Origin of the sequence: Ktedonobacter robiniae, from assembly GCF_016587375.1 — a bacterium.
In the GTDB taxonomy this organism is placed as follows: Bacteria; Chloroflexota; Ktedonobacteria; order Ktedonobacterales; family Ktedonobacteraceae; genus Ktedonobacter; species Ktedonobacter robiniae.
Window position 1 is genome coordinate 117832 of the sequence record NZ_BNJG01000001.1, and the last position, 22749, is coordinate 140580.

At 54.1% G+C, this 22749-nt stretch carries 19 protein-coding genes, 1 tRNA gene and 1 other RNA gene; 10 read left to right on the plus strand and 11 right to left on the minus strand.

Annotated elements, in window-relative coordinates:
• Nucleotides 1–19: 19 nt before the first annotated feature.
• Together JMJ04_RS00505 and JMJ04_RS00510 are read left to right on the plus strand one after the other, a co-directional pair.
• Nucleotides 20–301 (plus strand): hypothetical protein, encoded by a 282-nt coding sequence (locus JMJ04_RS00505; RefSeq protein WP_201368621.1) that lies wholly within the window; start codon nt 20–22, stop codon nt 299–301.
• Between the two features lie 223 nt (nt 302–524).
• Nucleotides 525–1121 carry a TetR/AcrR family transcriptional regulator gene (locus JMJ04_RS00510; RefSeq protein ID WP_201368622.1) on the plus strand — a complete coding sequence of 199 codons (597 nt, stop codon included), beginning with the start codon at nt 525–527 and terminating at the stop codon, nt 1119–1121.
• 77 nt (nt 1122–1198) lie between these two features.
• On the opposite strand, the gene JMJ04_RS00515 is transcribed toward JMJ04_RS00510, so the two are convergent.
• Nucleotides 1199–2317 (minus strand): peptidoglycan recognition protein family protein, encoded by a 1119-nt coding sequence (locus JMJ04_RS00515; protein ID WP_201368623.1) that lies wholly within the window; start codon nt 2315–2317, stop codon nt 1199–1201.
• A gap of 347 nt (nt 2318–2664) precedes the next feature.
• The gene (locus JMJ04_RS00520) at nt 2665–4140 is read right to left on the minus strand and encodes a M6 family metallopeptidase (RefSeq protein ID WP_201368624.1); all 1476 of its coding nucleotides are present in this window, start codon (nt 4138–4140) and stop codon (nt 2665–2667) included.
• Between the two features lie 293 nt (nt 4141–4433).
• On the opposite strand from JMJ04_RS00520, the gene JMJ04_RS00525 reads away from it, so the two are divergent.
• Nucleotides 4434–4730, plus strand: a complete 297-nt coding sequence (locus tag JMJ04_RS00525; protein ID WP_201368625.1) for a GlsB/YeaQ/YmgE family stress response membrane protein — start codon at nt 4434–4436, stop codon at nt 4728–4730.
• 82 nt (nt 4731–4812) lie between these two features.
• Here JMJ04_RS00525 and JMJ04_RS00530 read toward each other — a convergent pair.
• Nucleotides 4813–4885, minus strand: a tRNA-Ile gene (locus tag JMJ04_RS00530).
• A 676-nt stretch (nt 4886–5561) separates the two neighbouring features.
• Between JMJ04_RS00530 and JMJ04_RS00535 the strand changes: the two genes are divergently transcribed.
• Together JMJ04_RS00535 and JMJ04_RS00540 are read left to right on the plus strand one after the other, a co-directional pair.
• Nucleotides 5562–7319, plus strand: a complete 1758-nt coding sequence (locus JMJ04_RS00535; RefSeq protein WP_201368626.1) for a 2-oxoacid:acceptor oxidoreductase subunit alpha — start codon at nt 5562–5564, stop codon at nt 7317–7319.
• Nucleotides 7320–7323: 4 nt separating this feature from the next.
• Nucleotides 7324–8169, plus strand: a complete 846-nt coding sequence (locus JMJ04_RS00540) for a 2-oxoacid:ferredoxin oxidoreductase subunit beta (protein WP_201368627.1) — start codon at nt 7324–7326, stop codon at nt 8167–8169.
• 713 nt (nt 8170–8882) lie between these two features.
• Here JMJ04_RS00540 and JMJ04_RS00545 read toward each other — a convergent pair.
• Entirely contained in the window at nt 8883–9152 is a 270-nt protein-coding gene (locus JMJ04_RS00545; protein ID WP_201368628.1) for a hypothetical protein, read from the minus strand.
• Nucleotides 9153–9348: 196 nt separating this feature from the next.
• Here JMJ04_RS00545 and JMJ04_RS00550 point away from each other — a divergent pair, with 196 nt between their 5' ends.
• The 5 genes from JMJ04_RS00550 (at nt 9349) to JMJ04_RS00570 (ending at nt 14908) form a co-directional block, all read left to right on the plus strand.
• The gene (locus JMJ04_RS00550) at nt 9349–10380 is read left to right on the plus strand and encodes a zinc-binding dehydrogenase (protein ID WP_201368629.1); all 1032 of its coding nucleotides are present in this window, start codon (nt 9349–9351) and stop codon (nt 10378–10380) included.
• A gap of 154 nt (nt 10381–10534) precedes the next feature.
• Nucleotides 10535–10720, plus strand: a complete 186-nt coding sequence (locus JMJ04_RS00555) for a hypothetical protein (RefSeq protein ID WP_201368630.1) — start codon at nt 10535–10537, stop codon at nt 10718–10720.
• A gap of 208 nt (nt 10721–10928) precedes the next feature.
• Nucleotides 10929–11633, plus strand: coding sequence for a response regulator transcription factor (locus JMJ04_RS00560; RefSeq protein ID WP_201368631.1), 705 nt, complete (start codon nt 10929–10931; stop codon nt 11631–11633).
• 30 nt (nt 11634–11663) lie between these two features.
• Nucleotides 11664–13256 carry a sensor histidine kinase gene (locus tag JMJ04_RS00565; protein ID WP_201368632.1) on the plus strand — a complete coding sequence of 531 codons (1593 nt, stop codon included), beginning with the start codon at nt 11664–11666 and terminating at the stop codon, nt 13254–13256.
• Nucleotides 13257–13369: 113 nt separating this feature from the next.
• Nucleotides 13370–14908, plus strand: coding sequence for a DUF4032 domain-containing protein (locus JMJ04_RS00570; RefSeq protein WP_201368633.1), 1539 nt, complete (start codon nt 13370–13372; stop codon nt 14906–14908).
• Nucleotides 14909–14996: 88 nt separating this feature from the next.
• Here the strand turns inward: JMJ04_RS00570 and recA are convergent, their stop codons facing one another.
• The 7 genes from recA to mtnP all read right to left on the minus strand — a co-directional run bounded on the left by recA (nt 14997) and on the right by mtnP (nt 22652).
• Nucleotides 14997–16115, minus strand: coding sequence for a recombinase RecA (gene recA / locus JMJ04_RS00575; protein WP_268887318.1), 1119 nt, complete (start codon nt 16113–16115; stop codon nt 14997–14999).
• A gap of 548 nt (nt 16116–16663) precedes the next feature.
• Nucleotides 16664–17275: a recombination mediator RecR gene (recR, locus tag JMJ04_RS00580; protein WP_201368634.1), complete on the minus strand. Its 612-nt coding sequence runs from the start codon at nt 17273–17275 to the stop codon at nt 16664–16666.
• Nucleotides 17276–17299: 24 nt separating this feature from the next.
• A complete protein-coding gene (locus JMJ04_RS00585; RefSeq protein ID WP_201368635.1) occupies nt 17300–17596 on the minus strand; it encodes a YbaB/EbfC family nucleoid-associated protein in 297 nt (98 codons plus the stop codon).
• A 15-nt stretch (nt 17597–17611) separates the two neighbouring features.
• Nucleotides 17612–19900: a DNA polymerase III subunit gamma/tau gene (dnaX, locus tag JMJ04_RS00590; RefSeq protein ID WP_201368636.1), complete on the minus strand. Its 2289-nt coding sequence runs from the start codon at nt 19898–19900 to the stop codon at nt 17612–17614.
• A 186-nt stretch (nt 19901–20086) separates the two neighbouring features.
• Nucleotides 20087–21175 carry an RNA-guided endonuclease InsQ/TnpB family protein gene (locus JMJ04_RS00595; protein ID WP_201368637.1) on the minus strand — a complete coding sequence of 363 codons (1089 nt, stop codon included), beginning with the start codon at nt 21173–21175 and terminating at the stop codon, nt 20087–20089.
• Between the two features lie 179 nt (nt 21176–21354).
• Nucleotides 21355–21573: signal recognition particle sRNA large type (ffs, locus tag JMJ04_RS49440), an RNA gene on the minus strand.
• Nucleotides 21574–21776: 203 nt separating this feature from the next.
• Nucleotides 21777–22652: an S-methyl-5'-thioadenosine phosphorylase gene (gene mtnP, locus JMJ04_RS00605; protein ID WP_201368638.1), complete on the minus strand. Its 876-nt coding sequence runs from the start codon at nt 22650–22652 to the stop codon at nt 21777–21779.
• Nucleotides 22653–22749: the final 97 nt, after the last annotated feature.

Here is a 22749-nt window from a genome sequence, read left to right on the forward strand (position 1 = left end):
AAGTTCTCTAGCAACAGTTATGTCCTCAACGGTATGTACACAATTAGCCAACGCCACAATAGATCAAGGTGAAAGTCAACCTCGCAAGACGCAGATCACATTGCACCTTGCCTCAGACATCAGTATCGGTCTCACTCCAGCTAACGCGCACATCCTTGACCAGAGTTTACAATCGGCGATAGGACAGCTAGAAGTGTTCACAAGCGCCTATAGCGAATTTCTTGAGTTTCGCTTTAACCGCCTCTCAAGCACTGGCGAAGAGTACCCAACGCGGCTGCTTCTGCATGGGGTGGTGTTCTAGAGAACAGAATAACAAGTATTGACCACTGCTAACCACGCGCATATACTTGTTCATAACTCGAATATAACTCGCTCATTTGCATATCAGAGGAGAACTAAAAAATGCTTAAAAGCTTCCCATGCCTGAACGCTCAAGGCAGAGTAATAGACAGTTCGGAGGGGCAGCACCCAGGCCAGGCGATAGAGCCTGGCTTGAGCCATCGCTATCTCCAGGCTGGTGTGCGATGAGCGATGAGATTTTAACCCGTGAGCGCATTCTCAATGTGGCTGAAGAGGTATTGCGCCGCTATGGTCCAGCGAAGACAACCGTCATTGATGTTGCCCGCGCGCTCAATGTCAGCCATGGCAGCGTCTACCGCCACTTTCCCAGTAAGGCAGCACTACGTGACGCGGTCACCGAGCGCTGGCTCGTCGAGGTCTCAGCACCTCTGCAAGCTGTCGTAACGGAGGATACGCCTGCTCCTGAACGGCTACGGCGCTGGCTCAAGCTCCTCATCAGTACAAAACACCGCCGGGCGTTTAACGATCCAGAACTCTTCGCCACGTATATGGAGTTGGTAAAGGAAGCCAGAACTGTCGTCAAGGCCCATGTTGAACTCCTCGCCGAACAGGCCGCATATATCATCAGTGATGGGGTCAGGCGCGGCGAGTTCGAAACCGATGATCCCATCAGCGCGGGACAGGCCGTGATTGACGCGACCACACGCTATCATAACCCCACTCACGCCTCCGAATGGTCCGACCCGGACATTGATGCCGCTTTTGAGCGCGTCTGGCACCTCATCCTCTGCGGTCTTGGTAAGCGCAATACTCAAGCCTGATACCCAGACCACGTATTCCACGTGCGCTAACGTATCAGGCCTGATACTCCAACCCTAATTTGGCCTGAGGAGAGAAACTAACCCAGGACACCTCCCACCAGGGCACACCAGGTTCCCTTCTCGACAGTGCCATCAGCGGTCAGTCCACGACTGCTCTGGTAGCTCTTAACGGCGCTGGCCGTTGCGCTGCCATAATAGCCAGTCACACTCACGCTATAGCCCCGCGCGCTCAAGAGATTCTGCACCGCGCTTACGGCGGCACTTGAGCTACCAGAAGTCACCGTGGTAATGAGCGCCTCCCAGGTCTGCTGGGCCACAATTCCATCAACACTCAGGCCCTTAGCCGACTGAAAACTCTGCACACTGCTCACCGTGCTTGGACCAAAAGTGCCATCAACCGCGACGCTATAGCCGCGCACCTGCAACAAACGCTGAATGGTTCTGACGTTATTTCCACTGGTGCGGCTCTTGAGCGTTGGCCAGGTGTAGGCAGGCAAAGGCTTGTTAAGACGCGAGGCAACCGCGCGTCGCAGCGCGGGCAGGCGCCCATAAAACTGTGTGCCTGGACACTCTGTATCGTAGAAGTCCCGATGACCGAAGATATTATTGGCGTTCAGACCATACTGCTGGCAGATATAAGTACATAGATCTACAAGCGAGTTCCAGAGCGCATCTGGTGGCAGGACAGAAGTGTACGTCCCTTCATCCTCAATACCGATTGCCGAATCGTTCATCACTGGACAATGCGTCCCCTGGACAAAGGAGGTCCCTCCCTGTAGCGTTGCCAGGCTGCGATGCCGTCCCTCCAGAACATATCCTCCACGCGTCACCGTGAAATGTTGACCAGTATCGATCCAGCCGTTATTCAAATGCGACGTCTGAATCGAACGCGCCAGTTGATAGGCCTGATTTAAAGAATAGTCAGTCGTATTGGGACTGGCAGTGTGATGAATGAGAATCGCGGTTGGCTTGCGATTAAATACCGTAATCGTATCAGTGGCTGCCCTGGCTCCCCAGGTTGCGTCTCCGATAATAGAGGGAGCGGCATGAGCAGTAGAAGACGTCAGGACAACTTCAAATCCGCCCAACCCGGCAAGAGCCATAGCTCCCGCTCCCAATTTCAAGACTGTCCGGCGGTTATGGGACTCCTTCGACGGCAAAGGCTTCTTCTGAGGGGGGTTATGGTGATCACACATGGCATACTCCATCATTCATATACATCAATGCAACGAACAAATTCGCATTTTTGCGCGGGATCATGAGTGGAGTCCCTTCCGTCCTACTTATGGCAGAGCATACCTAATTCTAACCAGAGAAGCAAGGCTCCAAGCATAAGCAAGAACGAGAAATAGGAATATTGGTATAACAACAGGAACAAGAACAGGTAGAGGTATGCTTCATGTATCGGAGTGTATTTTTCTAATTCATAGTTAGCTTGCAAGTTCGCCTTGAGATAGCGAGGAGTGGCGTGGTGTGCGGGTTCCGGCCCGCACACCACGCCACTCCTCGTTACTTCTGAGCACCGTAGGCGCGAAAGCTGCTGCTAGTTTAGGGCCACATCATCAACGTAGAAGTTGGTTGGGTTCTTTGACCCATTGGTCGCGACAAAGGCGACCTGAATGGTCTGCCCCTTGTAGGCGCTGACGTTGTAGGATGCGCTTACCCATTGCTGGACGGTGCTGCCATCGCTTATGGTTTGTAGCGTTGTCAGCACGCTTCCACTACTGCTACGAATCTGCACCTTAAGAAAATCATAGGAATGCGTCGTCTCAGTAGTTGTTACATACCAGTAATAGCTCAAGGTTGCCGTGGTACTTGTCGAGGGAATAGTCACGCTCTGGTAGATACTATCCTGACAGTTATTGTACCCACAGAGGTAGGCTTCAGAGCTTCCCGTGTGGGGATTAGACGAGTCCACGATTTCATATCCACCACTGGAACGCTCCACCCAGGGCGAGCTTCCCTGCTCAAAGCCCCCATTCACGATCATATTACCCGTCGCTGGCGTAGAAGTCGGTGTTGGCGTATTTGTGGGCGTAGAGGTTGGAGTTGACGTACGCGTGGGAGTGGGCGTTGGACTCCCCGCTGACCCACCAGCCAACCATTCCGTTCCGTTCGGAAACAGGATTGCGTCCTGGGCGGCGCTATCATTCCACCCATCGTAACAGGTATTTCCAGAAGCGCAGGTACCATCATCAATGGCCGAGCTATCGCCCTGGGCCAGCACACGCCCGGAACCATAGGTACTACCAGCCACGAAGACACCCGTTGTACCCGTATTAGAGACACTATTCCGATAGATGATTCCATGCGCATTTGGGTTATCGGTACGTGAGATGGTCTCAGTGGTACCATTACGAATAATGCTGCCATGAGCCGTCCCAAACGGTCCGCTGAGGACAGGGTCCCCATTGGGAGTGTCATTGCTGGGGTTCTCATTAGCTATATTTGCCACATCGAACTGAATGCCAAAGACATCGTTGCCAACGCCATTGTTATTCATCAGATCATTCAAGATTTGTAGCGAGTCATGACCATCATTGTTGCGGTCGCTACCAGTGTGATCGGCGATCATAAACAAACCACCACCATTATGGACAAAGTTCAAGATGGCCGTCTTCTCGCTACTGGTGAAGAGTGTGTTAGGCTCAGGCAGCACCAGGACCTGAAAGTGGCTGAGATCCAGGGCATTGCCACTGTTACCATAGGTCAAGGCACTGGTATTCGTCTTCAAGCTATAGCGCCCCGTTTTCTGCAAGGTCACGCCCCAGGCGCTAATGCCACCCGTCCAATCGCTCTCAACCTGGGGATTTGCATTCTGTGCCAGGGGGTCAGGCTGGCTGGCGCTGATAACCCAGTCGGCATTCCCTGCCGTCTCAGCGTGGGCATTATCAAAGAGGACATTATACGGAGTCTGGGCGCGTGTTGACTGCGAGTGGAGATAGAAAACAGCGACCAGGCCACTCACCACAAATAGCAACACACAGGCAAAACGAAAAACAAAACGCATCCTTGCCATAGCTCATTCCTTTACTAGCACCCTTACCGGTGCATCCGACAAATGATGGAGATTTGTAGGGGCCATGCTGGCATGGCCTCATAACAGATACCTCTTAAAGAATATAACATGTAATATGGGATAATTCTGTTAAGAAAACTTAAAGCACAGATAAAAATTTGCTGAAAGAGGCTCTACACCCCCTTCTGAGCGAAACCGTTCCTGGGAGTACGTACGTATTCTAACCAGGAATTGTGAATTCGAATATACTCGCAAAAACACTCAAGAGAGATGATATTAGGAGGAAATAAATCATGGTAGTCGCAACAGTTCTCGCAGCTTCACTCAATCCCGGTGGCATTATTGCCTGGCTCGTCGTTGGCCTGATCGCGGGCTTCCTGGCCGGTCGTGTCATGCGTGGCGCTGGCTATGGCATCGTTGGCGATATCGTTGTGGGTATCATTGGTGCCTTCCTCGGTGGCCTGGTCTCCAACCTGCTGATTCCTGATGCCAACTTCGGTTTCTGGGGCAGCATCGTTGTTTCCTTCATCGGTGCCTGTATCCTGATCGCCATCCTGCGCGCAGTCTCAGGTGGACGCCGCGCCCTCTAACAAACAAACATACAGAAGCAAACAGCAAGAGGCCGATAACCTTGAAGGTTATCGGCCTCTTGCTGTTTCAATGTCAAATAAATGGGCCCAGCTGGGATCGAACCAGCGACCTACCAGTTATGAGCCGGCAGCTCTAACCGCTGAGCTATGGGCCCGGTTGCAAAACGTAGTATAGCATATCTCACGCCTCTTGAAAAGGGGTAAATAAGCCAATCAAACGGTTTTTCCGCCTTCTTCACAATTTATGCTGGTGCACAAACAAACTCTGCATTTTTAGCAAAACCTCAACTTTGGCCTGGAATTCGCCTCCGCGGCGCTCGTAGGGAGAGGAGGGTAGGCATGGAGGATGAGACAGACCTCTATCCTCACATCTACCCTCCCTGACTCAGAGGGCCAGCCTGAGAAGCCAATTCAAAAACATGAATACCCCCAATGAGAACTCGATTAAACTCATCCTTTCGAGATGGCATCGGCTCTAAAGTGTGCTATAATAGCATCAGTCGTAAGTGTGTTTTGTACAATCACTCTACGACTGGCGTATGTTTGTGAATTGTCGAGAATGCACAAGAACAGACAGGAAACGCATATTGAAAGTTTGCGGGCTGCTTGGCTTCACTGCTGCTTGAGGGTTGATGGAAGCAACAGTACCCTTTTTGCTCAGTATGTATGTTTATAAATGGCGCAAACGCCTCCTGTGGCCACTCTCCCCATCAGGCGACAGCCCCCACTTTCCCGTATTTACTGTGTCTAAAGCACTATGACAATACACCCAATTATTGCCGCGCTACCTACATTCCGGGTGCGGTTCCACGTTTTGCTGAGGAGAAATCAGTGAAGAACGAAGTTACCATCCGAATAGGCGGCGAGTCGGGCGAGGGTACCATTTCAGGCGGTGATATTCTTGCGCTGGCAGCTGCCCGCTGGGGATATCACGTCTACACATTTCGGACCTTCCCTGCCGAGATTCTCGGCGGCCCGTGTATGTTCCAGGTTCGCATTAGCGACCAGCCCGTAAAATCTATGGGGGACTACGCGGACGTACTCATCTGCCTAAATAAGGAGGCGTTCGATCGCAACGTCAGCGATCTACGACATGGCGGCGTCCTGATTTATGATCCGTCCGACTTTACTCCTGAAACTGGCGACTTTATCACGTATGCGATTCCCTTTAACGAGATCGCGCGTAAAGAGGTACAGCTCTTCCAGACCAAAAATATGGTCATGCTTGGCGCTATCACTGGACTCTTCGGCCCGCCCATAGAGGCCATTACCCAGGTTGTGCAATCCAAGCTCTCCAAGTCACGCAAGGCTAACGCCACGCTGATGGAGAAGAATATGCTGGCCCTTGAGGTCGCCCGCAATTATGTCGTTGAAAAATTATCCAAACATGATCCCTATGTTCTCGGTCCCGTGGAGAAAGCAGATCGCGTTGTGCTCAATGGCAACCAGGCAGTCGTAGCAGGTGCCCTGGCCGCGCAATGCCGCTTCTTCGCTGGCTATCCCATTACGCCTGCGAGCGACATCATGGAAGGTCTGGCCAAGGAACTCCCCAACGTCGGTGGCACGTTCCTCCAGGCTGAAGATGAGATGGCGGCCCTGGCCGCGGTCCTGGGCGCTTCATTCGGTGGCAAGCGAGCGATGACGGCGACTTCTGGCCCTGGCTTCTCGCTGATGACGGAGCTGATTGGCCTTTCATCTATGGCTGAATTGCCCGCGGTCATTGTCGATGCCCAGCGTGCTGGCCCCAGCACGGGTATGCCTACCAAAATGGAGCAGTCCGATCTGAGCTTCGCGCTCTACGCCGGGCACGGCGATACGCCTCGTATGATCGTGGCGCCAGCCAATGTGGCTGATTGTTACGAGCTGATACAACTCGCGTTCAATATGGCCGAGCGCTATCAGATGCCAGTCCTCTTCCTGACCGATCAATCACTCACCGCGCGTGTGGAGAGCGTTGATCGCCACATCTTTAAGCAGGGCGAGGTCCAGGCACGCCTGCAACCCGAGTCAGTAGCTAGCGATGAGAAAGAGGCAGTTGGCGTCGGCGCAACAGCAGCACACGACTATGCACGCTTTGCGTATACCGCTAGCGGCATCTCGCCCATGACCAGCCCGGGAGCCGGTGCAACTCCCTATGTGGCGACAGGTCTTGAGCATAATGAGTACGGGCATCCCGACTACGAGCCAGAAGACCATATCGCGATGATGGAAAAGCGCTTCCGCAAGCTGTATACGGCTGCCGAGGAACTCCCACAACCCCAGCGCTATGGCGATGCCGAGGCCACCATCGGGCTTATCAGCTGGGGATCAACCGAGGGAACCATTCAAGAGGCGATTGACCGCGCCCGCGAAAAGGGATACAAGGTAGCCGCACTCCACTTGAAGATTCTCTCACCATTGCCTGATCGCAAGATTCAAGAGTTTATCCATTCGGTGCAAAAGGTTATCGTCCCTGAGTGCAACTACTCGGGTCAGTTAGCTAACCTGCTGGGCGCGAAATATGGATTGCAAGCGATCCGTGTGAATAAGTATGGCGGCATTCCGTTCACAGCGGGCGAGATTCTCCGGGCTATTGAGGAGGTCAGTTAATCCGATGACACAGACAATCATTAATCCAACCCCTAAAGACTATAAAAGCGAAGTAAAGCCTACCTGGTGCCCTGGTTGCGGTGACTTCGGTGTACTCAACGCAACCTTGCGAGGTCTCTCTGGAATGAAGCTCGCGCCCGATCAGACGGTCGTGGTCTCGGGTATTGGCTGTTCAAGCCGCTTCCCGCACTTTATGAAGACCTTTGGCTTCCATAGTGTGCATGGTCGCGCCCTTCCTGTTGCCCAGGGACTCAAGATATCACGCCCGGATCTCACCGTTGTGGCCGTGGGCGGCGATGGTGACTTCTTCAGCATTGGGGCAGGCCACCTGGTCCATGCCGCGCTGCGCAATATTGATATTACGGTCGTCGTGATGGATAACGAGATCTATGGTCTGACCAAGGGTCAGACCTCGCCCACCTCGCCTCATGGGCATGTGACCAAGTCCACACCCTATGGCTTGATGGCCTCCCAATTCAATCCAATTGCGACCGCGCTCTCGCTCAACGTCAGCTTCGTTGCCCGTGGCTATTCGGCCAAACCGAAGGATCTGGCGGCGCTCATCGAGCAGGGAATCCAGCATAAAGGCTTCTCCTTTATTCACGCGCTAAGCCCCTGCCCAACCTTCTATCACACATTTGACGCCTGGGATGCCTCAGTCACGCCCATCTCGCCTGAGCACGATATTGCTGACCGTGGCCAGGCCATGACCCTGGCGCTCGATACGGAGAAGCAATTTACCGGTGTCTTCTTCCGCCAAGAGCGTGAGACGATGGACCAGGCCGCGCAAAAGCTGGCTGAACGCGCCAAGCCCTTTGATATCGAACAGTATATTCAGCGCTACGCGTAAACATCCATTTGACTAACGAGAAAGAGGGTCTGCCCAATTCTGGGCAGACCCTCTTTCTCGTTAGTCTCTCTTGTCTGCGTTCCAGTCTGAAGCCGGTTGTCCCCTGGACGATTATACGAGTATGATGGGTAGCAGGCCCGCTCGGATAGGTACAGGTCGGTAACACGAAGCGCGAACGTTTGCTAGTAAAAATTGAGAGTGGAAGGGGAGTTAAAACAGTTCGTAACCAGAAACATTTGTCATTGCAGCAACATTAATCGAATTCACCACGGCCTGGGAAAACTTCTCGCCACAAGCGCGGCAGAAGAGGCCACCTTCGTTATGATAGGTTCCTCCAATTGCGGTCAACTGGCGCTCTGCGGGCTTTCCACACCACTCACAGGCGCTGCCACGGGGGCAAAGTCAACAGAAACTGGTCGGCGAAACTCATTGCTCGTCATGAGGGTATCCTCCTATCCTGTGCTGATCAGGTAATTTACATCGCTTAAGAGGGTTACAGCACACTGGGGGAATCTGTATCTAGTGGTCAATAGCTCTATGAGCAGCCACGACGATACTGCATCCACGAGTTCGCGCATCATCGCTTTAGAGCCACGCTGCTCCGGCTTCAGGTCAAATGGTAGATAACGCAGGGGTATACGGTGTTACCTAGTAAACCAACTATACCATACTTTTCTCCAAAGTACTAGCCTTTGGTCAAAGTTTCGTCATATTCATTCTTGGGGAGGGGGAGCATCGGCCTGCGAAGGTGCCGTCTCTTCCTCAAGTGCCGGGAAACGGCTCGACATACGGTCTCCGATGATCCATCCAATCGTGCCTAGCACCACAATAAAAATGAGCCAGCTCCAGAGGATAACACTTAAATTTATGTTGAAGACAGCGGCCATGACACCCGCCAGAATAATGCCTACGGTTAAGCCTGTGGTAACGCCAATCAAGCAGCCCGGGTGCTTCAGGTTACGCCCACGAAGTTTGTTCATCATAATTGTGCAATACACCTTTAGAGAAAATATTGTTTGCTTTGATTGTTTGCTTTGTATACCGATGATAGCGTTTACAGCCCTCATCGTCAAGAGATTGCATCTTTTCTGCCTATTCCATACAATGAAGAGGAAGATCCCAGAAGAACATGTATATTGTAGAGTAATCTCGAACAAAACATCAAGGGAGATGCACCATATGAAAGCAGTCGTTTTTCACGAGCATGGTGACACACGGGTATTGCGCGTTGAGGACCTACCCCAGCCCACGCCAGGCCCTACCGAGGTTGTCCTCAAAGTTCATGCCTGTGGTATCAATCGCCTGGATATTTATTCACGTGCCGGTCGCACAAAAATCGCGCCTATGCCGCATATCTCTGGCTCTGAGGTCGCGGGCGAGATCGTCGCGGTGGGTGATACAGTACGTGGTCTGACTGTTGGACAGGCGGTCGCGGTAGCCCCCTATCTTTTCTGCGGTCAGTGCGAATTTTGCCGTTCAGGTGAGGAGGCCATCTGCCTCAAAGGGGATATTGTTGGCCTGGGCAGCCAGGGTGGCTACGCCGAGTATATGCTCGCGCCAGCCTCCAGCATTGTACCCCTTCCCGAAGGCGTCGACGCTGGGTCCGCCGCGGCTGTTGGCCTGGCGGCAATTACGGCCTGGCATATGTTGACGAAGAAAGCGCCCCTCCAGCCAGGCCAGGATATCCTGATTCAAGCTGGTGGCAGTGGAGTCGGTAGCGCGGCCATCCAGATCGCCAAGCTGGCCGGGGCACGTGTAATTACGACGGTCGGAAACGAGGAGAAACGCGCAAAGGCGCTTGAGCTTGGCGCCGACGACGTCATTAATTACCGCGAACACGACTTCTTTCAAGAGGTTCGTCGCCTGACCAATAAGCGAGGCGTAGATGTCGTCTTTGAGCATATTGGACCAGAAACCTGGGAGAAGAGCGTCGCGTGCCTCGCGCGTGGGGGTCGCCTAGTCACCTGTGGCGCCACAACCGGTAACGAGAGCAAAGTCAATATCTGGAACCTCTTCGCCAAAGAACAAACGCTGCTTGGTTCGTATGGTGGCACGCGCCAGGACCTGGCAGATGTCCTCAAGCTGGTCGCGCGGCTCAAGTTCCTGCCGGTGGTGGATAGCACCTATCCGCTTGAGCGTGTTGGCGAGGCACAGCAGCGCCTGGAACGCCGCGAGAGCTTTGGCAAATTGATTGTGACCCCATCTGTATAATGAAACTGTCGAGGTATCGTTCAGGTACCGGGCGGTATTTCGTTTATGACTATCAAGGTCTTATTCCGAAATCCAACGCCACTACCGTGGCTAGTGCTTCGCACTCAGGTTTTCGGATAAGAAGACACCAGTAAACGAAAGGATGACAGTTTTCATGGCAACAGTTGTGAAAGAGTCGCGCCCATCTTCCAACCATCACAAGGTTGAGGTTATTGATGTTCCCGAGCAGTCATCAAATCGCAGAGGATGGACGATCAGCCTGATCGTTACAGGTATCCTCGCTGTAATCGGTACAACGACCTTTTTTGTGTGGCGCCGCCTCTCCGCTGACGAGGAATAACCTCAAAGGGGACAAAGCGCTAACCTATTTTTGAGAGGCCTTGCTCAGGTGCCTTTCAAAGCAAGAGAATGGCTGATTCAGTGTATGCCTGAATCAGCCATTCTCTCTTGCTTATCAGCCTCTCTTCTTTTCAGCCCCATTTCAGCAAGATCAGGTAATCATATAATGATAGAGAATATTCAACCTGATAGAAGCGAGCAGCAAAGTAATGCAACCGCCAACATTCACAAATGCGCACATCCTGATCGTTGATGATGAGACGCGTGTGACCAGCGCCCTACGGCGCAGCCTGGCCTATGAAGGCTACCAGGTATCGAGCGCCAGCAATGGGGAGACCGCCCTTGAGCTAGCGCGCACCAGGCGACCAGATGTGGTTATTCTCGATATCATGCTGCCGGACATGAATGGGCTAGAGGTCTGCCGTTATCTCCATCAAACTCAGGCAACGCCCGCGATTCTCATGCTGACTGCCCGTGACACAGTCGCAGATCGCGTCACGGGACTGGAGATGGGGGCCGACGATTACCTGGTCAAACCCTTTGCCCTGGAAGAACTGCTTGCCCGCGTTAAGGCCCTCCTACGCCGCAAACAGCCTACAGAGGTCCATGGAGAGCTTCTCTGCTTCGCAGATCTAGAGCTTGATACCGCGACACGCCAGGCACATCGTGGTCAACGCATGATTGACCTGAGCACAACAGAATACGAATTACTGACGCTCTTTTTGCGCAATCCACGCGTAGTCCTCACACGCGGCCTGCTCATGGAACGTATCTGGGGCAACGACTTTGAGGGCAGTCCCAATGTGCTGGAAGTCTACATCGGACACTTGCGCAACAAACTGGAGCGCGAGGGCGAACAACGCCTGCTCCAAACCATACGCGGCACTGGCTATGTCCTGCGCTTACCTGACTAATACATTCAGCACATGTGGAGAAAGATCAGTATGTCCACACTCTCTCAGCGAACTATTGCTCCCAGAGACCATAGTAGAACCCGGCGAGGGCTATATATCCCTCTGCATCTACGGCTCGCCTGCTTTTATACACTTCTCCTTATTGGGATCTTTGCCTTCTTTGGCATCTATGTATATCAGCAAGCTCGCCAGCAAGCCTATCAAGAATTGGACAATGCCCTCAGTACGCGTGCGGCCAGTATCCAGCTTGGCAAGGACCTCTCGCCATCATATATGAGTAGCGAGGGCACGAAATATCCCCTGCTCTTGCCCGGCGACAATGGCATAGGTATTGGTGGTATCTCCATTGAGATCCTCAGCACAAAGCTCCAATTGTTAGCCACCACGACGGGCGCACTGGAAGGCGGCACAACCATCGACCACCAGTCTGCGCCCGCTCCCTGGGATGAAAAGGCCGCCCAGACCGCGCTTCGCGGACACGGATGCCACGAGAGCGCCGTCGCCAGCGCGTGCCTCTTTAGCACTATCACCTACAAAGGGTGGGCTATTCGCGTATACACACTGTTTAATGGTAATCCTTACCCCACGCCCCATATCATCCAGACCGCACGTAGTACCGATGATATAGAGCAATCTCTGGCCCACTTACGCCAACTCATTCTTGAGGTAACGCTCCTGGCCTTATTGCTCGCACTTATTGGAGGATGGCTTATCGCACGCGGAGTCTTGGGCGCCGTTCGTCGCCTGACCCTGGCAGCGCAAACGATTAGCGTCTCAAGCGACTTTAGCAAACGTGTCTACCTTCCCAACAGCTTCTGGCGCGCACGTGATGAACTGAGCATACTCAGCGAGACATTTAACCAGATGCTTACAAACCTTGAAGAGGCGTACCTGCGCCAGCAACGCTTTGTGGCCGACGCCTCACATGAGTTACGCGCGCCCATTACCTCAATCCGCTGCAATCTCGACTTGCTCAATAAAGCCCCCGACCTGCCAGGCGAAGAGATAAGCGCAGCTCTCACCGACACCCAGGCCGAGGCCGAACGGCTCGGACGCCTGGTTAATGACCTGTTGACTCTGGCACGCGCCGATAGCACGCAGCAACTGCTACGTGAAGCTCCCCTCACGCTTTATCATACACGTATCGACCTGGATAGTCTCCTGCTGGATACCCTCCGCCTCTTTCGCCATCGAAGCGAGCAGACATCCATATATCCACGCCTGCTTCTTCAGCATACGGAACCAATTCAAATCTATGGGGATGCCGACCAGTTCAAGCAGGTCCTGGTGGCCCTGGTGGATAATGCCTTCAAATACACACCCCCGGAAGGCACCATCATGCTCTCACTACGCAGCCATGAACACAGGCAAGCCTGCATCGTTATTAGCGATACCGGCATAGGCATTCCAGCTGAGGATCTTCCGCACATCTTTGAGCGCTTCTACCGGGCAGATCCAGCCCGCTCGCGTGATCGTGGCGGTAGCGGCCTGGGACTTGCAATTGTGAAACGTATCGTTGAGAACCATCAAGGCAACATCCAGGTAGAGAGCACACCAGGCGCCGGCAGCAACTTTAAGCTCTGCTTTCCCTCAGTACCAATTACTCCAGGTGAACAAGCATAAGTCCAAGCCAGCTTGGACCCTACAACTTACTGGATGTATCTCCATCCCGCGCCTGAATTTGCGTAGATCTCCGAAAGCATGCTATCATCACACTTAAAGCAGCCCGTTTCCTGATGGAAAAATGCCAGTGTCATAACACACAGAGAGGTGAGAGTATCGGTACATTTACGCTACCTTCAGACGACAATGTAAAGATTCAACTGCATGTTCCACGAGCAGATAAGAAGCAGCTTGAGAAACTTCCCTGGCACGCTCAGCTCGAAGAATGGGAGCAACTGGGCGTCCCCCTCCTGATCATTCGTCGTGGTGCGTCTCGCCACCCGGTGGTCTTCGTTGAGAGCGAGGGCGCGCGCTACGCGATCAAGGAGACGACGCCACACATGGCCGAGCGCGAGATTCGCAACTTGCGCGAGATCGAGCGGCGCGGTATTCCTGCCCTCAGTCCCATCGGCACTGCGCATGTGTCGGCCCCTCCCATTCCGATAGAGGTACCCGGCGTCCCTGGCATGCGGCAATATATCAATAACGACCGTGGCTATACCATCACGCGCCTCGCTCCACGCGTTATTCCTCATGTCCTGCTCTATCGCCTCCCATTGAAGAAACGCTCCAAGCACAGCCTGCTCTCGGCGGTAGCGGTCTTAATGGTTGAGCTACACGAGCATGGTATCTACTGGGGTGATCCCTCTCTCGCCAATGCATTGATTCGCATTGATGGGAAACGTGTGCTGGGTATCATGGCCGATGCGGAGACAGTTGAGATCTTTCCGCAAGCCGTCAGTGAGGGACTGCGCCAGCAGGACCTAGCCCACTTTGGCGAGTCGCTGGCCTGGCAGGCCGAAGATTTACGCCAGGCGCGGGGACTGCCTGAAGAAGAACAGGTCCTTGATGATAGCGATTTTCGCTATTTTGAGCGTCGCTATCGCTGGCTCAGGCGCGAACACGCGCGCCTGGCGGATGAGCAGCACTTCGATACGCTCTTCCAGGCGCAAAAATTCCTGCACTCGCTCAATCGCTGGGGCTTCTCGCTGCTGGATATGACCGGGCGTGCAGTACAGCAGTTTACGACAGTGCTACCGGGCTGGTATCAGCGCCGCATCTATGAGCTCATTCATATCTCCATCCCTCGGCCCTACGCACGTCGCTTCTATAACCTGATCCTGGGACACCAGGCCATTCTCAGCGAACAGGTCCATCGCCCCGTCAAACTAGAGGTCGCGGCCCGCGACTGGTACCGCCGCTACCACCTGCCCACGATTCTCTTACTGCGCCAAACCCTCACACAAGAACAGGACCCGATGCAGGCCTACTTTGCCATCATGGATCACAAGTGGAATCTCAGCCTGAAGGCGGGACACGAAATTCCGCTTGAGGATGCAATCACCGACTGGCATATGGAGGAGGCCAATACCGGCGAGTTGGGCGCGGTCGACCCGGCAAAGATGGCGACCTGGTGGCGTGAGCGCACGCCAGTCCCAGAGGCCCTGGCTCCGCCTTCTATTGAAAGCGAAGAGCTTGAGCCACTGCTGGCGACCGCCGAGCGCCCCCTCGTTCGCCTACAACAGCCAGAACTTGAGCAGAAACTGCCTAATATCCTGGAGGATAGCCAGAGGCCGAGGAAGATTACCACCTCTGACCTGGAACAAAACTGAGAGGTATGGTGCGCCCCTGGTAGCCGCAGGCTACCAGGGGCGCACCATACCTCTTACCAATGAATCTGGCTTTACACGAGGGGAGGAGCTACTCCTCACCCTCGGTCGCAGCGATCTCTTCCTCGGTCTCCTCTTCTTCGACCCCTTCGATCTCGCCACCACGGAAGGTGTTCATGTTGTTGCGGATCTGGTCGTCGATAGCCTGAGCCACGTCGGTGTTCTGACGCAGGAACTCTTTGGCGTTCTCACGACCCTGGCCCAGGCGAATATCGCCAACCGTGAACCAGGCACCGCTCTTCTTCACCAGGCCCATCTCCAGACCAATATCCAGCAGGCCACCCTCGCGAGAAATACCCTCGCTGTACATGATATCGAACTCAGCGGACTTGAAGGGAGGCGCGACCTTGTTTTTGACGACGCGTACGCGAGTGCGGTTACCAACCACGTCCTGGCCCAACTTGATGGAGTCAGTACGGCGGATATCCAGGCGCACCGAGGCGTAAAACTTCAGCGCCTTACCACCGGCCGTGGTCTCTGGATTGCCGAACATGACACCGATCTTTTCACGCAACTGATTGGTAAAGATAACCGAGCAGTTCGAGCTGCTGATCGCGCCCGTCAGTTTACGCAGGGCCTGGCTCATCAGACGCGCCTGCAAGCCTACGTGCGAATCGCCCATCTCGCCCTCGATCTCGGCGCGTGGCACCAGGGCCGCAACCGAGTCGACCACGACCACATCGACGGCATTGCTGCGCACCAGGGAGTCGACGATCTCAAGCGCCTGCTCACCGGTATCAGGCTGAGAGATCAGCAGGCTATTGGTGTCAATACCGCAGCGTGAGGCATAGACACGGTCAAAGGCATGCTCAGCATCGATGAAGGCCGCGTATCCGCCCATCTTCTGTACATTGGCGATAACGTGCTGACAGAGCGTCGTTTTACCAGACGATTCAGGGCCATAGATCTCTGTAATACGCCCACGGGGCAAGCCACCAATACCCAGCGCCAGGTCCAGGGCAACAGAGCCGGTGGATATGGCCTCAACCTGGACCTTCGCTGTATCGCCAAGCTTCATGATCGCGCCCTTGCCAAAGCGGCGCTCGATCTGCTGTAAGGCTTGCTCAATGGCTCGTTCTCTCTCGGTTGTAGCGCCGGAGCTGCTGGTGCTATTGCGGTCTACTGTGGATTTTTCTTTCTTCGTACTCATCAGCGATTTCTTCACACACAGGGTGCTAGGAGTAGAGATAGATGGGTCCATCATCCCCTTGCCCCGCGTGCTCCTCCTTTTTTCAATCCTCTCAAAAGCCTGTTAAAGTCGTTGAACCGCCCCGCAACGCTCCTGGGACATCAGCGCGCAGAGGTTGGTGATCACCACATGCTTCCTCGCATTCGCCTGCCTCTCCCGACACAGAACGGCGATGATTTGGGTGACACTTATTCTATTCTCTGGTGGGGGTCAAAAACCGGAAATAGATTTCTCCCTATACGCACTATGATCTTATTCCGAACCCCAACCCCCATTCGGGGGCGCAGCGCCACTGGCGTGTCTAGCGCTTCGCGCTCAGGGTGTCCGGATCAGAAGTATGTACGTATGCGCTCCCAATAGTGGTCGCCAGAAATTAGAACAAGAGTACCATAATCCCAACTACCTGTCAAGCAATATCGCCTCTCCGCACAACAAACACGCTTTACACACATGAATAGCCTGAGAAAAGAAAAATGTCAGAATACAGCGATGCTGTATTCTGACGATTATTACAATTCGCGCCGTCCCTCAATGGCTCGTCCAAGCGTATCTTGATCGGCATACTCCAGGTCGCCGCCTATAGGAAGGCCGCGTGCCAGGGAGGTCATATGCAAATCGGGCAGGTTCAGCTCATTTTTGATATAGAGCTTAATAGAGCCGGCGGTATAATCTCCCTCAAAGCCTGGATTGGTAGCAAAAATGACTTCACGAATATGCTCATGGTCCAGGCGTTTGAGCAATTCATCGATCCGCAGCTCTTTACGACCGATACCATTCATTGGCGAGAGCGCTCCATGCAGAACATGGTAGAGTCCCTTATACGCACCGGTCTTTTCGAGTGCCAGCACATCCAGCGGCTCCTCGACGACGCAGACCACATCCTGCTCCCGACTTGGATTACTGCAAATCGGGCATGGATCGGTCTCCGTAATATTGAAACAGCGCGAGCAGTAGACAATGCTCTCTTTGACCCGTATGATGGCCTCGGCCAGGCGCCGGGCATGGTCATTAGGGCTACGTAGAATAAAGAACGTGAGACGCTGCGCCGTTTTGACGCCTATCCCTGGCAGCTTCGCGAATTCTTCGACCAGTGCTGCAACTGGCGGGGCAATATCGCTCATAGTTCCCTTTTATTTGCAATGGCACTAGAACAGCCCGGGGATGCGCATACCTCCCGTGGCATTGTTGACGAGTTTCTGCTGAGCATCGGTCACCTTATCAAAGGCATCCTTCGCCGCGGCCTTCACCATCACCTCAAGTTCCTCGATGTCCTCGGCATTAAAAGCCTCGGGATCGATCTTGACACCCGTTACTTCATACTTGCCGCTCATCTGAATCGTGACCGCGCCACCGCCAGCAGTTCCAGTAAACTGGTTCTTCTCCAGGTCTTCCTGCATTTTCACGAGACGCTGCTGCATCTTCTGAAGTTCCCGCATATTCATGACTATTGTTGCTCCTTATTTCAAATGTATGTCTTTTACTTCGGCTTTAAACATCCGCATGACCTCCCGCACCACTGGATCGCTCGAAGCCTTATCCTTGACCACGTCCAGGCGCGAAGCGCTTGAGCTCGCCAGCACATCAGCAGAAGGTTTCTCTGGTATATTCTCTCGCACCGCTTGCATTCTGGCAAGGGGGACCGCAGAGACCTGAGACACGGGTGGTCTCGTCACGGTTGTAGAGGCCACTGGCGCGGCTGGTGAGATATCGGCGACGGGAGCCACCTGGCGCACAGGCTCTGACCGTGGTGGAACCGCTGGCACTTGCTGAATAGGGGGCATGGCTTGCAGAGGTGGTCGCGTTGTCAGCAGAGAGCGCTCTACATGAGCCGAGGCCGATTGCAAGCCAGCCATCAGCGTATTGAGAGTGCTACTCATGTCTCCCCCGCCATTACGCCCATTTCCAGCCTGGCCACCCAGGGGAGGCAGGCCCACACCTCCAGCCTGGCCGGGGATACTGGCCCCAGGCGCGAGCGTCCGCAGGCGGCATTCCACACCCAGCTCTACCTTAAGCGCCCATTCAATCGCGCTCTGTGGCTCCTGTGACTGCAACGCTTTATAATGTACATCATAATTGGCCTGAATAACGACAATAGGTACGCCATGCGCTTGCTGCACATCAACCAGGGCATAACCATTGAGGAAAGCCGCGATACGCGCGCCATTCTTCCGCGTCTTCACACGCTTCTTAATATACTCCCATTTCTCACGCACGTCATTGATGGAGAGCGATGGCACTTCAGAGGGAGCGCCATCCGTAATCTCCTGCGGCGTAATGGGCGTCGCAGTTGTGATCTCCTGCGATCCTGCGGGCGTTTCGTCGGCACGATCCTGCTGCGAGAACGGAGCAGAGACCTCTGGCTGGGGCAGCCCCTCAACGATCTCTGGCGGCTCTGGCTGAGTAGTCACGAACTCGGGGCGCTGCATCGCAGGCTCCCGTGTGACAATAGGCGGTGCGGGCGTGAATTTATATTCAGGCTGAGGCTGGGGGGTCGCGGGTCGCGGCTGCGGCAGGCTAATTGATCCACCCATAGGCGACTGAATAGAGGCCGTAGGAGGCGCGACAGGACGAGGCTGAGGTGTAGCAGCATGTGATTGGGGCGCGGGCGCCGCTACGGGCAACTCTGTAGAGAGCACTGACTCGCCTCCCTGCGCCCGGCGATGCAACTCAACACAGCTTAAGAACGCCAGTTCCAGGCCCAGTTGGGGTGTGCCCTGGCTCTTCTGCACCAGCTCATTCTGCGCAAAAATACGCGCGCACTCAATCAGCTCTTCGAGGCGGAAGAGCCTGGCCGCTTCCCTGATTTCGTTGATCTCTTCGTCGGTGCTATCCGTGATCTCCGCGATATTAGCACCCGCACGAGCCAGCATCATCGCCCGCCAGAACTCGGCCACCTGCGAGTTCAACTGGCGCAGATCCGCGCCCGACTCCATCAGTTCCGCGATCAGGTGCAGCCCTGCCGGGCTGTCGAGGTTGGCAATAGCGGAGATAATCTTCTGAATGGCGCGAGGATCGGCCACACCTAGCATCGTCTGCACCTGAGTAAGCGAGATCGTATTCCCCGCGTAGGCAATTGCCTGGTCAAGCAGACTCAAGGCATCGCGCATACCACCGGCGGCAGCGCGCGCGATCAATTCCGCCGCACCACCCTCAAGCTGCACCTGCTCCTGCTGGGCCACACGACTCAAATGCTCAATGAGCTGGCGCATGGTGAAGCGTTTAAAATCATAGCGCTGGCAGCGCGAGAGCACGGTTGGCAGCATCTTATGCACATCAGTGGTTGCCATAACAAAAATAGCATGTGGTGGTGGCTCCTCCAACGTCTTCAAGAGTGCGTTGAAGGCTTCCACTGTGAGCATATGGGCCTCGTCAAGGATATACACCTTATACTTCCCACCCGTTGGGGGGACCATTACCTTCTCGCGCAGCTCGCGGATACTGTCGATACCACGGTTGGAGGCGGCATCAATCTCGATCACATTGAATGAGTTACCAGCCGTAATTTCACGACACTGCTGACACTCATTACAGGGTTCGCCATTGTGTGGATTCAGACAGTTGATAGTCTTCGCGAGGAGGCGCGCGGTAGTGGTTTTGCCGGTGCCACGAGGACCAGTAAAGAGATACGCATGAGCGAGAGTCCCGCTCTTGAGCGCATTGCGAAGGGTTTGTATAACGGCTTCTTGACCAACAACTTCAGAGAAGGTCTGCGAACGCCATTTACGGTAGAGAGACTGTGAGGCCATCTAAAAACTCCCGCCTGGACTGCTTCATGACGGGCCACGAACCGACCCGTTATCGAGAACCTATCTAAATATGGAAACACCACATTCAGTGTCTCGTTCCTGCTTCGTCGAGGACTGCCCAGTTTCCCAGGTCTTACATTCTCTCCGCAGGCGTAAATTCCCGTGTAACTCACGGTACTGCTGTTCTTAGGCTAAAGCTGCCAGATTAAGTGCTGCATTATAATCGCGGTCCAACACACTGCCGCAAACCTCACAGGTAAACACACGATCTGAAAGCGTTAAGTCCTCTTTTCGCCACCCACAGCAAGAGCAGGTTTTTGAGGAAGGTTCCCATCGTGAGGCAAACACTACTTTGACGCCTGCGAAACACGCCTTGTATTCGATCTGCCGTCGGAACTCATACAAGCCTACATCAACTATCGATCTTCTGAGCTTGCGATTCTTGAGCATACCCAATACATGCAAGTCTTCCAGCACAATCGCACGAGGGCGTTGACAATCAGGCTTGGTTTTCGCCACAATTGCACTTGTCGCCTTGTGCAGGGCATCGCGTCGAATATTAGCAATGCTTGCATGTTGCTTAGCAAGTTTGCGCTTTGCCTTATTGCGGTTGTTGCTCCCCTTTTGCTTACGACTATGAGCACGTGATGCTCGTTTGAGAGCATTAAGATGTCTTCGATAGGCTTTGGGGTTCTCGAAAGTGCGTCCATCGGAAAGAGTGGCAAGCATCTTAATGCCAAGATCAACACCAATAGCTTCGCCAGTCGCAGGAGTGGGCTCCTCCTGCTCTCCATGGGCACAAATCGAAATATACCAGCGTCCCGCTTTTTCACTGATAGTGGCACTGCCAATCTTCATGTTCACCGGCAAATACCCATGCTCCTTGAGGCGAAGCAAGCCCAGACGTGGCAACTGGATAGCATCATAGTAAACATGGATTACGCCAGTAAAGCGAGCACTACCAATCGACTTTTTACGTGATTTAAAGCGAGGATAGCCGCATTTCCCCTTCCACCTACCCTCTTTCTTGAGTTTACATTTGCGAAAAAAGTGGCGAAAGGCGTTGTCGAGGTCTCGCAATGCCTCTTGCAAAGCGCATTTACTGACTTCATACGCCCAAGGAATTTCTGTCTGTTTGAGCGCATTGATCTCGCGATGCAAATCTTGTGCATATGGCATCTTCTCGCCTGCTTTGTAGGCTTCCTGCTTACGCTTGAGACCATAATTATAGGCAAAGCGTACCGCAATGTTTGAGGCATAATGTCGCCTCCTCATTATTGAGGTCTAATTCTACCCGATAGCCACGTTTGACAATCATGCTACTCATCCTCACCCTACACACATACTAAACACACTGGTTGAGTCACTTTATATGCCATCTACACTATTGTCGAAGCGGCCCAGGTATCATTGAGAGGCGGCCAGCCAGCCATTCGAGAGCAGAAAATGTTGCAATAGACAGAGAAAACCGACTTTCGCCCGGTCCTGCCGGTCAGCGCAATCGGGTAACCCTGCGTCACCCAGAGAGGTCCACTTATCGCTGCTTCCTCACGGACCTGACGAGATTCATAGACATCTGCCGCGCAGGCCCCAATTACGCCGACCGACAGGACCCGAAGAAAATCGGCCTGTCCCATCGATCATGTTCTTTCCGTTCACGGGACGTTGCCTATTGTACTCCCCTCCCCCCTATTTGTCAAGCACTTCCAGAGGCAAAAACCCAGACGTCTAAACACCCTCCATTCCCATCTTTCCTGGCTCGCAAGCTCGCTGGAGGGGTAAGGTGTATGTCGTGGACTGGCTGGAGCCAGCCCACGACATACACCTTACCCCTCCAGCGCCGCAGGCGCGAAGACACACTACACAGCTCGGTCTGCTAGGAGAGATACTTCTCGATAAGCAGGCTATACTTCTCTTTGACTTCGGCGGGGATACGTGAGGGATCAGTCATGATCGCGCTTGACAGGGCGGTCCCACACTGACAGGCTGCATCTTCGCGCCCGAACGCAACCTTTTGCGCTACGGCACGCAGGATACGCTGGGCGTTGGCGACGTTGGCGCTTAGATTGGCGACAACCATCTCGACTGTGACCGCGTCATGGGTATCATGCCAGCAATCATAGTCGGTCACGCAGGCGATCATGCCATAGCATAGCTCGGCTTCGCGGGCCAATTTGGCCTCGGGCAAGGCGGTCATACCGATCAAGTCGAAGCCAAGTTTACGATTGGTATTAGATTCGGCCTTCGTTGAGAAGAGTGGGCCTTCCATGCAGACATAGGTACCGCCCTCATGCACAGTCACATCGCCCAGTTCTTGCGCGCTCTGAAGCAGCAGGGTGCTCAGGTCGGGACAGAAAGGGTCGGCAAAGGGACAGTGAACGACAATCCCGCCTTCAAAGAAGCTATTCACGCGACTCTTCGTGCGATCAAAGAGTTGATCGGGAATCACCAGGTCGCGCGGAGCATAGTCCTCACGCAGGCTACCTACGGCGCTCACCGAGACCACGTACTGAACGCCCAGGCTCTTCAAGGCCCAGATATTCGCACGCACGGGCACCTCGCTCGGACTCAGGCGATGCCCGCGCCCATGGCGTGGTAAAAAGGCCATGGGCACACCCTCAACCTTGCCGACTGTAATCACATCGCTGGGCGCGCCAAAAGGTGTCTCGACCTGGATCTCCTCAACTTCGCTCATTCCCTCCATCTGGTAGAGTCCACTGCCGCCAATTACGCCAATTACCGCCTCTGGCATATCTCACTATTCTCCTCATCACATAGAGCACGCAAGTGTGCGCCATATGTTGACTAGCATCAATGCAATTCACGAAAAAAGAAGGGAGAGCGCGCTC

What these genes read in the sequence shown, in the direction of transcription:
- JMJ04_RS00585 (WP_201368635.1), bottom strand. Translation starts at nt 17,596, where the DNA reads ATGAATATGCGGGAACTTCAGAAGATGCAGCAGCGTCTCGTGAAAATG.
- mtnP (WP_201368638.1), bottom strand. Translation starts at nt 22,652, where the DNA reads ATGCCAGAGGCGGTAATTGGCGTAATTGGCGGCAGTGGACTCTACCAG.
- JMJ04_RS00550 (WP_201368629.1), top strand. Translation starts at nt 9,349, where the DNA reads ATGAAAGCAGTCGTTTTTCACGAGCATGGTGACACACGGGTATTGCGC.
- JMJ04_RS00520 (WP_201368624.1), bottom strand. Translation starts at nt 4,140, where the DNA reads ATGGCAAGGATGCGTTTTGTTTTTCGTTTTGCCTGTGTGTTGCTATTT.
- JMJ04_RS00570 (WP_201368633.1), top strand. Translation starts at nt 13,370, where the DNA reads ATGGAAAAATGCCAGTGTCATAACACACAGAGAGGTGAGAGTATCGGT.
- JMJ04_RS00565 (WP_201368632.1), top strand. Translation starts at nt 11,664, where the DNA reads ATGTCCACACTCTCTCAGCGAACTATTGCTCCCAGAGACCATAGTAGA.
- JMJ04_RS00515 (WP_201368623.1), bottom strand. Translation starts at nt 2,317, where the DNA reads ATGTGTGATCACCATAACCCCCCTCAGAAGAAGCCTTTGCCGTCGAAG.
- JMJ04_RS00595 (WP_201368637.1), bottom strand. Translation starts at nt 21,175, where the DNA reads ATGAGGAGGCGACATTATGCCTCAAACATTGCGGTACGCTTTGCCTAT.
- JMJ04_RS00510 (WP_201368622.1), top strand. Translation starts at nt 525, where the DNA reads ATGAGCGATGAGATTTTAACCCGTGAGCGCATTCTCAATGTGGCTGAA.
- JMJ04_RS00560 (WP_201368631.1), top strand. Translation starts at nt 10,929, where the DNA reads ATGCAACCGCCAACATTCACAAATGCGCACATCCTGATCGTTGATGAT.
- JMJ04_RS00540 (WP_201368627.1), top strand. Translation starts at nt 7,324, where the DNA reads ATGACACAGACAATCATTAATCCAACCCCTAAAGACTATAAAAGCGAA.
- recA (WP_268887318.1), bottom strand. Translation starts at nt 16,115, where the DNA reads ATGAGTACGAAGAAAGAAAAATCCACAGTAGACCGCAATAGCACCAGC.
- recR (WP_201368634.1), bottom strand. Translation starts at nt 17,275, where the DNA reads ATGAGCGATATTGCCCCGCCAGTTGCAGCACTGGTCGAAGAATTCGCG.
- JMJ04_RS00525 (WP_201368625.1), top strand. Translation starts at nt 4,434, where the DNA reads ATGGTAGTCGCAACAGTTCTCGCAGCTTCACTCAATCCCGGTGGCATT.
- dnaX (WP_201368636.1), bottom strand. Translation starts at nt 19,900, where the DNA reads ATGGCCTCACAGTCTCTCTACCGTAAATGGCGTTCGCAGACCTTCTCT.
- JMJ04_RS00555 (WP_201368630.1), top strand. Translation starts at nt 10,535, where the DNA reads ATGGCAACAGTTGTGAAAGAGTCGCGCCCATCTTCCAACCATCACAAG.
- JMJ04_RS00545 (WP_201368628.1), bottom strand. Translation starts at nt 9,152, where the DNA reads ATGATGAACAAACTTCGTGGGCGTAACCTGAAGCACCCGGGCTGCTTG.
- JMJ04_RS00505 (WP_201368621.1), top strand. Translation starts at nt 20, where the DNA reads ATGTCCTCAACGGTATGTACACAATTAGCCAACGCCACAATAGATCAA.